Source organism: Actinobacillus indolicus (assembly GCF_004519515.1).
In the GTDB taxonomy this organism is placed as follows: domain Bacteria; phylum Pseudomonadota; class Gammaproteobacteria; order Enterobacterales; family Pasteurellaceae; genus Glaesserella; species Glaesserella indolica_A.
The window spans coordinates 63,492-76,773 of sequence record NZ_CP038145.1 but is presented as its reverse complement, the minus strand read 5'-3'; the positions used below and the strand labels follow the sequence as shown (position 1 = coordinate 76,773).

The 13,282-nt window shown below is 40.2% G+C and carries 10 protein-coding genes; 3 read left to right on the top strand and 7 right to left on the bottom strand.

Going from position 1 to position 13,282, the window contains the following annotated elements:
- Positions 1–3 precede the first annotated feature (3 nt).
- Both efeB and EXH44_RS00340 read left to right on the top strand, forming a co-directional pair.
- Positions 4–1,200 (top strand): iron uptake transporter deferrochelatase/peroxidase subunit, encoded by a 1,197-nt coding sequence (gene efeB / locus EXH44_RS00345; protein ID WP_162855807.1) that lies wholly within the window; start codon positions 4–6, stop codon positions 1,198–1,200.
- Positions 1,157–2,875, top strand: a complete 1,719-nt coding sequence (locus EXH44_RS00340; RefSeq protein ID WP_162855806.1) for an FTR1 family protein — start codon at positions 1,157–1,159, stop codon at positions 2,873–2,875. Before efeB ends, EXH44_RS00340 begins: the two co-directional genes overlap by 44 nt.
- A 49-nt stretch (positions 2,876–2,924) precedes the next feature.
- Here the strand turns inward: EXH44_RS00340 and glnS are convergent, their stop codons facing one another.
- Positions 2,925–4,613 carry a glutamine--tRNA ligase gene (gene glnS, locus EXH44_RS00335; RefSeq protein WP_162855805.1) on the bottom strand — a complete coding sequence of 563 codons (1,689 nt, stop codon included), beginning with the start codon at positions 4,611–4,613 and terminating at the stop codon, positions 2,925–2,927.
- 182 nt (positions 4,614–4,795) lie between these two features.
- On the opposite strand from glnS, the gene glpX reads away from it, so the two are divergent.
- A complete protein-coding gene (gene glpX / locus EXH44_RS00330) occupies positions 4,796–5,815 on the top strand; it encodes a class II fructose-bisphosphatase (protein ID WP_162855804.1) in 1,020 nt (339 codons plus the stop codon).
- Between the two features lie 142 nt (positions 5,816–5,957).
- Here glpX and EXH44_RS00325 read toward each other — a convergent pair whose 3' ends face one another.
- The 6 genes from EXH44_RS00325 to EXH44_RS00300 form a co-directional block, all read right to left on the bottom strand.
- Positions 5,958–6,893, bottom strand: a complete 936-nt coding sequence (locus EXH44_RS00325; RefSeq protein WP_244238730.1) for an IS256 family transposase, variant Zn-binding type — start codon at positions 6,891–6,893, stop codon at positions 5,958–5,960.
- A 151-nt stretch (positions 6,894–7,044) separates the two neighbouring features.
- A complete protein-coding gene (gene mglC, locus EXH44_RS00320) occupies positions 7,045–8,055 on the bottom strand; it encodes a galactose/methyl galactoside ABC transporter permease MglC (protein WP_135673527.1) in 1,011 nt (336 codons plus the stop codon).
- Positions 8,056–8,072: 17 nt separating this feature from the next.
- Positions 8,073–9,590 (bottom strand): galactose/methyl galactoside ABC transporter ATP-binding protein MglA, encoded by a 1,518-nt coding sequence (gene mglA, locus EXH44_RS00315; RefSeq protein WP_162855803.1) that lies wholly within the window; start codon positions 9,588–9,590, stop codon positions 8,073–8,075.
- Between the two features lie 54 nt (positions 9,591–9,644).
- Positions 9,645–10,637, bottom strand: a complete 993-nt coding sequence (mglB, locus tag EXH44_RS00310; protein WP_162855802.1) for a galactose/glucose ABC transporter substrate-binding protein MglB — start codon at positions 10,635–10,637, stop codon at positions 9,645–9,647.
- Positions 10,638–10,763: 126 nt separating this feature from the next.
- The gene (locus EXH44_RS00305) at positions 10,764–12,623 is read right to left on the bottom strand and encodes a GNAT family N-acetyltransferase (protein WP_162855801.1); all 1,860 of its coding nucleotides are present in this window, start codon (positions 12,621–12,623) and stop codon (positions 10,764–10,766) included.
- A 1-nt stretch (position 12,624) separates the two neighbouring features.
- Positions 12,625–13,278 (bottom strand): hypothetical protein, encoded by a 654-nt coding sequence (locus EXH44_RS00300; RefSeq protein ID WP_162855800.1) that lies wholly within the window; start codon positions 13,276–13,278, stop codon positions 12,625–12,627.
- Positions 13,279–13,282: the final 4 nt, after the last annotated feature.

The window sequence follows — 13,282 nt, the reverse complement described above, 5'->3', positions numbered from 1 at the left end:
GTTATGAGCGGAACAAATTCTACTGCTCGTCGTGACTTCCTTAAACAAGCTGCGGTATTGGGCGCTGGCGTGATGGCTAGCACCGCTTTTGCCTTGGAGCCGAGAGCAACCCCTAAAATTAAAAATATCTATTCATTTTACGGAACACATCAACAAGGTATCGCTACACCTGCACAAAAAAACATCTATTTTATGGTGTTAGATCTACATTCCACCGATCTCAATAAAATCAAAGAGATGTTTAAAATGTGGACGGATTATAGTGCGAAATTAACGCAGGGGCTGAATGTGAAAAGCTACCCTGACAATGCCTATATTCCGCCAACCGATACGGGCGAAGCGGACAGTTTAAATCCGTACAATCTCACCCTGACCTTTGGTGTCACTGCGTCTTTCTTTGATAAGCTTGGCATTGCACAGTTCAAGCCAAAACAGCTTAAAGATCTACCGCACTTTCCACGAGATCAGCTCAAAGAGCATTACACCGGCGGCGACATCTGTATCCAAGCCTGTGCCGACGATCCGCAAGTGGCATTCCACGCCGTGCGTAACTTGGTGCGTGCCGCTCGTGCGAACATTACAATGCGTTGGAGCCAAGCGGGTTTTAATTCCTTTGAAGGGGGCGATACGCCACGTAACCTGTTCGGATTTAAAGACGGCACGGGTAATCCGCAAGGCAAAGCACTTGATGAAACCGTCTGGTATCAGGACGATAACTGGTTGAAAAATGGCACATTTTTAGTGGCTCGCCGTATTCAAATGCACTTGGAAACTTGGGATCGCACAAATCTCAACGGGCAAGAAGAAACCTTTGGTCGCCATCGAGACAGCGGTGCGCCGATTGGGAAGAAACAGGAGTTTGATACGGTTAATCTTGAGCAGAAAGATGAAAAAGGCAATCCTGTTATCCCTGAAATTTCCCATTTGCATTTGGCGAAAAAGACAGGGTTACAGATGTTAAGACGTTCCTTCTCTTATGCCAGCGGTGTTGATCCGAAAACAGGGCAGTTTGATGCAGGTTTGTTGTTTATCTCGTTCCAAAAAGATCCGCAACAGTTTATCACCATTCAAAACAGCCTTGGCAATATCGACAAGATGAACGAATACATTACCCATATCGGTAGCGGATTATTTGCGTGCTTTGCAGGAGTTAAAGATGAAAATGATTACTTGGGTAAATCATTGTTTGAACAGCTTTAACCGCTTTTTTGCCATATTTACGCTCAGCTTAACGCTGGGCGTTTGTGCTTATGCAAAGGTGGAAACCAGTCACTTATTTGTGCATTTATCCGATGCGATGGCGGAAGTGAAAAAAGGGGAAAGTGCAAAATCTCAGCCTTATCTCACCGCTTTACAGCAAGAGTTTGAAGCGATCCCAAGCCATCAATCGCAAGCAGGACAAGCGGTCAGTTCTTCGCTGAAAATTGCGATTGCTCAACCTGATTTAGCCCATTTTGAACAGCTTTCCAAAGCCCTTTATGCCTTTGAGAAAGAGCAAAATCCCGTAGATTACGAGCAGAAGCGTCAGCAATTTGCCAAACGGGTGATGCCTGTTTATCAAAAACTGTTGCAAGCAACTCAACAACAGGATCTCGATGCGGTTCAACAAGCCTATAAACGTTTTAACCAAACTTGGACGCTGAATGAAAAAGTGGTGCGAGAAACCAGTCTAGGGCATTATGGGCAGATTGAAACGGCGATGACCTTGCTGCGTATTGCGATGTTGTCCGAGCCAGCAAATTTCCCTGAAATGCAGACACAAGCGGTCAAATTAGGCGATGCGTTAGAGGATTTTAAATCGGGCAACCAGTTACAACCGCAAGCAGTGCAAGCCGATGCCCCAACAACATTGAAAGACGGCATTGCGTTATTGGAAAAAAGTTATCAAGCCTTTAGCGAAAACCAAATTTCGCAAGGGCAAGCGGACATTATGCTCTTTATTCAGCAATGGGCAGTCTTTGAAGGGGAAGTGCGAACACGGGATGGTGCGTTATATAATCGGGTGGAAAGCGATTTGCCGATCATTTTGGTAAAGGGCAATCAGGTGGAAAATCTGTCGCATTTCAGAACCTTGCTTGACGATCTGCAACGGCTTGATTTGGCTTCAAGCTATGGCATTGTTGATGCGATGTTGATTTTATTGCGTGAAGGAACGGAAGCTCTGCTGATTATTATGGCGTTGCTCACCACCCTAAATGTTGCCAACCAACCCCAAGCAAGACGCTGGGTTTATACAGGGGCAGGATTGGGCGTTGTGGCGAGTATTGGCGGAGCTGTTGCCTTACAGCAACTTTTCCCAGCGATTTCTGCTGGCACAAACCGTGAAATTCTCGAAGGTGCGGTGGGAATTGTGGCAGTTTTGATGATGCTTTTTGTCGGGGCGTGGTTACATAGCAAGGCTTCGCTCAAAGGCTGGCAAAACTTTATCAATAAACAAGTCGCCCAAGCCCTTGCCACAGGGAGCTTATTCTCAATGCTGGCGTTAAGTTTCTTGTCGGTCTTTCGAGAAGGGGCAGAAACGATTTTATTTTACGCGGGAATGTTGCCGTTAATGACGATGCAAGATTTCTTGCTGGGGATTTTGTCGGCACTTATTTTGCTAGCGATAATGGCGTGGGTAATGCAACGCTTTTCCCACAAATTGCCGATCCATCATCTGTTCAAAGTGATGACAGTCTTAATTTATGGGCTTGGTTTTAAAATCCTTGGGGTCAGTATTCAAGCCTTGCAACTGACACAAATGCTACCTCGCCATATTATTGACGGACTACCCAATATCACCGCCATTGGCTTTTACGCCTCAATGGAAGGACTAGTAGCACAGCTGGTTTATTTGGCGTTAATTCCGGTGGTGATGAAAGTGATGAATAGATAGAAAAAAGAAAACCACCTGAAAAGGTGGTTTTCATTATGATTTATGCAGCTTAAAACGCTACGCTCTCTTTTAAACTTACCGTTAAGTTAAAGACGAGATTATCTGCACTACCGTCTTTACTGTCTAAACAGTAATAACCTTCACGTTCAAATTGATAACCTTGTTCTGCTTTTGCATTCGCTAAACTTGGCTCAACAAAACCTTGTTTAACCACTAACGATGTTGGATTTACCACAGAACAAATATCTTCTTCCGCACCTGGATTTGCAACAGTAAAGAGTTTATCGTAAATACGGAATTCCGCAGGTTTATTATGTACCGCAGATACCCAATGAATTACGCCTTTCACTTTGCGTCCGTCCGCAGGGTTTTTGCCTAAGGTTTCAGGATCGTAGGTGCAATAAATTGTCGTGATCTTACCGCTCGCATCTTTTTCTACACGTTCTGCTTTAATCACATAAGCATTACGCAAACGGACTTCTTTGCCTAATACAAGGCGTTTATACTGTTTGTTCGCTTCTTCACGGAAGTCTGCTTCATCAATGTAAAGTTCACGGGTAAACGGCAATTCACGGCTACCAAGCTCTTCACGATTTGGGTGATTTGGTGCAGTTAGCCACTCTTCGCCCTCAAAGTTTTCAATCACTACTTTAACAGGGTTAATTACAGCCATTGCACGCGGTGCGTTGGTATTGAGGTCATCACGAATACAAGACTCTAACGCACTGTATTCCACTACGTTATCTTGTTTTGTCACACCAATACGACGGCAAAATTCACGGATAGAAGCAGGGGTATAACCACGACGACGTAAGCCCGAAATTGTTGGCATACGAGGGTCGTTCCAACCATCAACAATACCGTCATTTACCAATTTCAACAGCTTACGTTTAGAGGTTAATGTGCCTTCTAAATTTAAACGTGAAAATTCATACTGATGAGGTAGTGGACGTTCAATCGAAATATTTTCTAATACCCAGTCATACAAACGACGATTGTCTTGGAACTCCAATGTACAAATTGAGTGAGTAATACGCTCAATCGCGTCCGAAATACAGTGGGTAAAATCGTACATCGGGTAAATGCACCATTTATCGCCTGTTTGGTGGTGGCTCGCAAATTTGATACGATATAACACAGGATCACGCATTACGATAAATGGTGAAGCCATATCAATTTTCGCACGCAAGCTCATTTTTCCTTCTTCAACTTCACCGTTTTTCATCTTCTCGAATAACGCTAAGTTTTCTTCAATCGGGCGATCACGATATGGGCTGTTTTTACCTGGTTCAGTTAATGTACCACGATATTCACGCATTTCATCAGGCGACAGTTCATCAACATAGGCTAAACCTTTGTTAATTAATTCAATCGCATAGCCGTAAAGTTGATCGAAATAATCAGACGCATAACGTGGTTCACCTTCCCATTCAAAGCCTAACCATTTTACATCTTCTTTGATTGAATCAACGTATTCCACATCTTCTTTAACAGGGTTAGTATCGTCAAAACGTAGGTTACATAAGCCTTTGTAATCTTCCGCAATTCCGAAGTTTAAGCAGATAGATTTGGCATGGCCGATATGTAAATAACCGTTCGGCTCAGGTGGGAAACGAGTATAGACGTTATTATGTTTTCCTGACGCTAAATCTTCATCAATGATATGGGTAATAAAGTTGGCACGAACATCGTGATGTTCATTGTTTAAAATCTCTTCGTTGCTCATATTTACTCTCATTTAATAAAAATATCACCGCATTCTACACTTGATTACGCTTAACGCAAAATGGTTCAAGTAATTACGATAAAAATTGACTAAAAAATCTCTAACGCCTACAATTTCGTTCCGCACATAACTTCCTACAAGCGGTAGGATTCCTCAAAAATTTTGCAAACACATCTCTATTTAAGGAACCTAAAATGAAAAGATCCCTTTCTATCGAATTTTCCCGTGTAACAGAAGCGGCGGCATTGGCTGCATTTGCTTGGCTTGGTCGTGGCAATAAGAATGCTGCCGATGATGCTGCGGTTAAAGCGATGCGTTTTTTGTTAAACCAAATGGAAATTCGTGGTGAAGTCGTGATTGGAGAAGGGGAGATTGACCAAGCTCCGATGCTTTATATTGGTGAAAAAATTGGTTTATGTCGCCCTGAAGATGAAGAAGTCAGTATTGCGGTTGATCCAATTGACGGTACGCGTATGACAGCGATGGGGCAAGCGAATGCATTATCGGTATTAGCAGCAGGGGGAAAAGAAACCTTTTTACAAGCCCCTGATATGTATATGGAAAAATTGGTGGTAGGCAGTGAAGCTAAAGGTATGATCGACTTAAGTCTTCCTATTGAGCAAAATCTACGCCGTGTTGCCTCTAAAAAAGGGAAATTACTTTCTCAATTAACCGTTGCTGTATTAGATAAACCACGCCATAAAGAGGTTATTGCTGAAATGCAAAAATTAGGCGTTCGTGTGATGGCGATTCCTGATGGTGATGTGGCAGCTGCAGTTCAGTGCTGTTTACCTGAAGCGGATTTAGATATGTTATATGGCATTGGTGGTGCACCAGAAGGCGTTGTTGCGGCGGCGGCAGTACGTGCTTTAGGAGGCGATATGCAAGCGAGATTAATTCCACGTAACCAAGTGAAAGGCAATACCTTAGAAAACTTCGCTTATGCGGAAAAAGAGATTAGTCGTTGCGAAGCATTAAATGTGCCGATTAATGAAGTATTGAAATTGGAAGATTTAGTGCGTGATGACAATTTAGTTTTCTCTGCAACAGGGATTACATCAGGCAGTTTACTTAAAGGAATTCAGCGTAAAGGCAATTTGGCGGTGACTGAAACGTTATTGATCCGTGGGCGTTCTCGCACGATTCGTAAAATCGAGTCTTATCACTATCTAGATCGAAAAGATACAGAGTTACACAGATTAATGGATGTATAAAAAGGGCATAGTAGACAACATGGTTGCTATACCAGCCTGTATTTAGTAATAAAAAGGCATAGTAGACAAAATGGTTGCTAATTTCGTGAAAACACTATGCCTATATGACAAAGTGGTTGCTAATGAATATTTTTAATTATTCTTAGCAACTCTTTTTATTTAAAAAATCCTTTATAAACATAACCTTATGTCTTTTCGTTAAGCCTGTATGATGCGATAATTTCTTCTTAAGTTGTCCAAATAAGTTTTCAAGTCTATTTGTCGTTTTTTCGATATTTAAATCGCCATACTTTTCATAGGTAAATAAATAATCCATATAACGTTTAAAACTATGATAAGCACTTCTTACATTTCTATGTTTATAAGGATAATAGCCTTTTTCATTCGGTTTATCTGACCGTTCTTCTAAAAACGCTTTATGTTTTAAATACCAATGATGTAATCGTAAATAGAAGTCTTTTTTAGAACTCTGTTTAAGTGTCAATGCAATGATTTTTAATTCTTTTCCTGCCATAGACTGATGCTTTTTTCGTAATGCTCTCATCACAATGGCTACCATATGAAAATGGCACATTTGCGTCAGTGTATTCAATAAATCTTTCAATATACCCCGTCTGCCATCACAGGTAATTGATTGAATTTTATAGCCTTTCATACGAAGTGAATTGAATGCTATCCTGTAATAAACATCTTTTTCCGTTTTAATAACACGATGGTAAACCACTTTTTTAGAAAGCGAATCTATCAAGACTAAAATACCAAATTCACGACCAAAGAAGGTGGTATCCGCAATAATATTCAAATAACGTGATAGTGGTGGATTTAATGCTGTTTTAGGGGATTTTTCGAGATATCTTTGAATCGTTCTAATTGAACAATGATATTTTTCGGCAAGTTGTTTATAGGTTTGTTTTCCTATTGAATAATCATTCCAAATACTTATTGGATTTAATTTCTTTTTAAGGGTAAATATTTTATTACAGGCATTGCATTTATAGCGTTGAATATTATTTCTTATACCATGTTTGCAAATGTCGCTACTGTGGCAAAAATGACATTTTTTGGGTTCATAATTCAAAAAAGTGGCTTAAAGCCCGTAATATAAGGCTTTAAACCACTTTTTAGCAACCATTTTGTCTACTATGCCAATAAAAAAATCTGCTCCTTAATCTGTTGGTTATTTAATCCAACTTTTGGGGAGCAGATTAATACTAAGTGCTATTTGTTGATTATTTTTTCTTCGCGTATTTAAGCGAATCAATTGCAACAGCGAAGATAATAATACTACCTTTGATGATATACTGCCAGTAAGGGTTTACACCGATATAGGTTAAGCCGTAGTTGATAACGGTGAAGATTAATACCCCTGTTACCACGCCGATTACCGTACCCACACCACCAGCGAAAGATACACCACCAACTACGCAAGCAGCAATCGCATCTAACTCGTACATAAAGCCTAAGTTGTTCGTTGCACTACCGATACGGCCAGCTTCTAACATACCGCCGAAGGCGTAGAAGATACCTGCGATCATATAGATAACCACTAAGTTACGCGCAACGTTTACCCCTGAAACTTTAGCCGCTTCTGGGTTACCACCGATAGCGAAGATATTTTTACCAAAGCGAGTTTTATTCCACATAATCCAAACAAGGATTGAGGCAATCGCGGCATAGATAGTAATGTAAGACAATCTAAAGCTACCAAATTGGAAGAAGCCTTGTGCGAAAGTAGAGAAACTGTCATTAAAGCCCGCAATTGGTGATGAACCTACAGCATCGTAGTAAAGAGAGTTAATACCATAGACGATGATCATTGTACCCATTGTCGCGATAAATGGTGTTACGTTGAGATAAGCAATCACTAAACCATTGACTAAACCGATAACCGCACCGATAGCACAAACGGTTAAAATGACCACAGGGATTGGAATTTCACCGAGATCGGGGAATACGCGGTTCATATTATCCATGGCTTGTAGCATGGTTGCTGCGACTACAGCGGCTAAACCTACTTGGCGACCAGCAGATAAGTCCGTACCTTGTGACACAAGTAAACCTGCTACCCCCAGTGCGATAATTAAACGTACAGAAGATTGGGTTAAGATGTTACTGAAGTTACGTAAACTTAAGAAACTTGGATCTTGAGCAATAATAATGATTAAAAGCACTAATAATACGAAGTAAATCGCATTTTGTTTAAGAAAATCTAAGGATTTTGTTTGAGTGAGACTAGACATAATTCACATCCTTCCTGTTATAAATATTTTGCAGCGAGCTGTAAAATTTCTTCTTGAGAGGTTTTTGCCGTTTCGACAATACCTGCGACTTTACCGTTACTCATCACGAGGATTCGGTCTGTCACCCCTAGCAATTCAGGCATTTCTGATGAAATCATAATAATGCCTTTATCTTTTTGGGCCAGTTGCATAATCAGCTGATAAATCTCGTATTTTGCGCCGATATCAATACCACGAGTTGGTTCATCCAGCATCAAAATCTCAGGTTGTGTTAATAGCCAACGCCCGATAACCACTTTTTGTTGGTTACCACCGGATAACGATCCGATATTCGTTTTATGGGATGGCGTTTTCACATTCATGGAATCGATTACCCATTGCGTATCGCTCTTCATTTTGGCACTACTAAGCAACCCAAATGATCCTAGGTAAGACTTCATGTTTGAAATTAGCGAGTTAAATTCAATACTTAAGTTCGCATAGATCCCTGTTGAACGGCGTTCTTCCGTCACAAGGGCAAAACCGTTATTGATTGCCTCTAAAGCGGTGCGATTTGCCATTTCTTTTCCATGTAGCTTCACCGAACCTTCTTTACGCTCACGCACACCGAAAATAGTTTCGACAATATCTGTACGTTTGGCACCGACTAAGCCTGCGATCCCTAAAATTTCGCCTTTACGCAATTCAAAATTAATATCTTGAATAGACGGCTGGTTTTTCGCAGTTAAATGTTCTACTTGTAGGATAACCTCTTTTGGCGTATTAATTTTAGGTGGGAAACGCTGAGTTAATTCACGCCCTACCATCATTGATACAATACCGTCCATTGTCGTTTCTTTTACTGGGACGGTATTGATCCATTTACCATCACGAAGAATGGTAATTTCGTCACAAATTTTGAAAATTTCATCCATCTTGTGAGAAATATAAATGATGCCACAACCTCGAGTTTTTAGTTTTTCAATAATTTTAAATAAATGTTCAACTTCTTTTTCCGAGAGAGAAGAGGTTGGTTCATCCATGATCACAATTTTGGCGTTATAAGAGAACGCTTTAGCAATTTCAATCATCTGCATCTGTGATACAGAGAGGTTTGCTACTTTTTCTTTAGGATCAATATTGATATCTAGTTCATCAAAAATTTCTTTTGTATCACGATACATTTTCGCATGATCCACAAAAAATCCTTTAAGTGGATAGCGACCGAGCCACAAGTTGTCCATTACATTACGTTGACGAACAAGATTAAGCTCTTGGTGAACCATTGAAATTCCATTCTCTAAGGCCTCTTTAGAGGTTTTAAAATTAACAGGTTTACCAAGGAAAAGAATTTCACCTTCATCTTTGGCATAAATACCAAATAAACACTTCAGTAACGTTGATTTACCCGCACCATTTTCACCCATTAAGGCATGAACAGAGTGAGAGCGAACGGTTAAATTTGCGTTATCTAATGCTTTTACACCAGGAAAGGTTTTACTGACATTCTTCATCGTTAGAAGAATTTCGCTGTTTTGCGGAGCATGTTCTGTCATATCCAACCTCACAAAATAGGGGGAGGTTTCCCTCCCCCAAACTACAACATTAAATTATTTTAAGAATTCAGAAAGATTATCTTTATCTACGCCCACATAAGGAATACGTAATACTTTCTCTTTTAATTCCCATTTAGTACCCTCAGTTGGTGCTTTCTCTGCAGCTAAGTTTTTCGATAAATGAACAACAGCTTTACCTTGGTTTACACCATCATTTAATACGGTACCTGCAATTTCACCTTTGCTGATTAATTGAAGCACTTCAGGTAATGCATCTACACCAAAGATAGGTAATTTTTTACCGTGTGCTTTTGCTGCTTCTAATGCACCCATTGCCATACCATCGTTATTTGCAATCACGACTTCAATGCTACCTGCTTTCGCACTAGATAACCACGCATCAACTTTGTCTTTCGCTAATGCTGCATCCCACATACCAGTATCTACGAAGAGTTCTTCTGTTTGGATACCTAATTTATTTAATTGCTCAACAGAGTATTTAGTACGAGCTTCAGCATCTGGGTGGCCTGGTTCACCTTTTAACATCACGTATTGGATTTTACCGTCTTTGTTTAAGTCATACGCTGGGTTTGCTTTCCAGTGTTTAGCAATTAATTCACCTTGAATTACGCCTGACTCTTGCGGGTTAGTTCCCACATAGAATGCTTTGTCGTAGCTACCGATTGCTTTATCACCAGGGTCTTTGTTAAAGAATACCACTGGGATACCTTCTGGTTTTGCTTTACCAATAATGGTTGGAGCTGCTGATGGGTCAACTAAGTTGATTGCTAAAGCTTTAACGCCTTTTGAAATTAAAACATCAACTTGGTCGTTTTGGATTGATTGAGCATTTTGAGAGTCGTTCATCAATAAATCGACACCACCGACTGTTTTTGCTTCTTTTTCAATCTCTTGGCGCATTAATGACATAAAGTTGTCATCATATTTATAGATTGTCACACCAATGCGGTCTGCCGCTTGTGCTGTTGATGCAAGTGCACCTAAACCGACTGCTAATGCAACTGCGCTTAGTACTGTTTTTTTCATAATCAGCTCCTATTGGATTTTTTTGAATTAAGTTTAAATTGTCACCTTTAGAGTAACTGATTGAAATTTTACTCCAAAAAAAGCCAAAAGAATGTGATCACACTCACAAAATCACAAACGATTACTTTACTTAATTTTAGATAAGTTTAACTTTTGAACAGTCTGGCGTACTTGTTGTACCCATAATTTATAATTTGATGGAAGTTCGCCATAAGGTTGAGAAAAAGCACGTTCAAGTAAATGAAGTTCTTTTGGATATTGGTTAAAAAGGCGTTTTAGACTGGCATAACAAGCAAGAAAGGTTCTTTGTTCATAAGCAAAACCATAAAGATTTTGTCGATCTTGCTCGTCAAGATCCATTGCGCCGTCATGACCGTGCAATAAAGGATAATCTCGTTCGAATTGTTTTCGCGCTTTTTGAACGAAATATTTACCTTGTTCGGAAATCGGATAGAGCATCATAGCACTTTGGTAGCCACTGCTGGCTTCGGCTGTCGGCGTGATTTGTACCAGTTCGAACCCGCAGGATTGCCAAAAGCGTAGAAGCGTTTCAGTCATTCCAAAACTGACGGAAACAAAATCCACAAGCGGTGCGATTTGCAAAATATTTTGCAAAACTAACCGCTTGCCGTAGCCTTGCTTCTGATATTCAGGCAGTACCGCAATACGTGAAATTCGCACCGATTTTAAACGGCAGGCATCAGGCAAATTACCTTGAAAACAGAGATATTGAGCCACCAAATTTCCTTGAGGACGGCGTTCGCCACGCCAAATGGCTTGAGTAAGTTCGTCATCTAACCCTCCTTCATTGACTGCCCAGCAACCTGCAATCAGTCTTTCTTGCTCTTCAAGATAAAAATAGTGCTGATCAGGTGCATCAAACAGACGGCGTAAATCCGTTGGCGTTGTTTTGTAATGGGCTTGAGCGAGTAGGTGATAGAAATTAATATATTGAGCTAAACTTCGCTCCCCCTGCTTGCGGGGGGAGCTGCCAAAGGCTGAGGGGGGGAAAGAGGGGATTTTATCTTCCAACAGCAATAATTGATTAATAAAGGCTTCCAACGGATCATTCTCTCCCCATCTCAACGGTTCACTCAATGTCCACTGTTTCGTAAAACGGGTTAATGTCGGCAGAAACTTCAAACAAAAACCACGCCCAGTACCTTCATAATTTTGAGTTGTTGTGGTTAGCACCACTTTATCAAAATAGGCACAAAACCGTTGTAACATCGGCAAAGGTAAACTCGTTGCTTCATCAATAAACAGCCATTGATTTGGCGAGATATTTTGCTGTTCTATCATCTGAATTAAACGATCAGGAGCAAAGAATTGTACTTTATCTCTTTCAATCCCTTTCCAAAAATTCGGTAAGGCTGAATGGCTACGGGCAGTAATGGATACCGCATATTGCTGAGAGAGCTTTTCTGCGAGCTTGCCCGATAATGTCGATTTGCCACGGCCACGGGGAGCGAGAATAAGATGAATATCGGCAGGATCAAGCGGTAAGTTATCGAAGATATTTTGCTGATCTTGTGTGAGGATACCAAGCGTTGCGTCCCCACAGCCACGTTGATTAACTTGTAGGGACACGACACTTCGTGTCCTTATAAATCCAAACTGTTCTACTAATCCTTTAAAATAAAGATAAAAATTCGGCGTAGCAATCGACTGTTGAGCGTTCCAACGTAACGCATCAAAATCGACTTGTTGCTCTAAATTATCCCATTCTGGACAGACCAAATAGAGCGTTCCACCTTCTTGAATAGTGCCTGCCACAATCGCTAATGCATCAAGATTAAGGCAAACACCGCCTTTGGCTCGCATATCGTAAATAGCACAGGAAAACTCTTGACCGAGTAAGGTTTTGGCGTTGGAAAACAGAATAATTGATTGTGACGGCGAATGAAAATCTGCTTTTTGATAAGCTAAATAAGGCACTTTTTCAGTGCCTAAACATAACTGGGATGTAACAACAAGTTGACGCATATTATTTTAATTGCTGGCGAAGTTTGTTTACTTGTGTAATCCACTGGGTATTTAAACGTTTAGCATGTTTTGGGAGTAAATTAATGTGTTCTTCAATTTGCTCCAAGGTTTGAAGTGCTTTTTCTATTTCATTCCAATGAATTAATGCTTCAACATAGCAAATTTGAGCTTCAAGACTTGGGTTTTGTTGAAAGAGTAATTCAAAATTTTTTACTGCTTGTTGCTTGTCATTTAAGAAAATAAGATTTTTTGTATAGAGAAGTAAGCTTTCTTCATTTTCTTGTATATGAGTTAACCCTTGTTGTTCCAATATTTCTTTTGAACGTTCAAATTGTTTTGTTTTAAATAGGGCAAAAGCAAAGTGAAGGTTAATATTTTTATCTTGTTGATATAGCGGTTGAGCTAATATACTTTCATATAAAGGGATCGCTTCTATTGCCCGTTCACTATCTACTAAAGCTTTAGCAAGTAGAAGTTGGTTTTGAACGGTTGGAGTCGCTTTATATGCCTTTTCTGCATCCTGTAGCGCTTTATATGGGTTCAGAGCTTTGCGTAATTTTGATTCCACTTGGTGACCTAAACGACTTTCACGCATTTCAGGTAAATAAACTGCGAGAAAATAAATTAAGCTGCCTAAAAATGGTGCACCAAGCATTAAA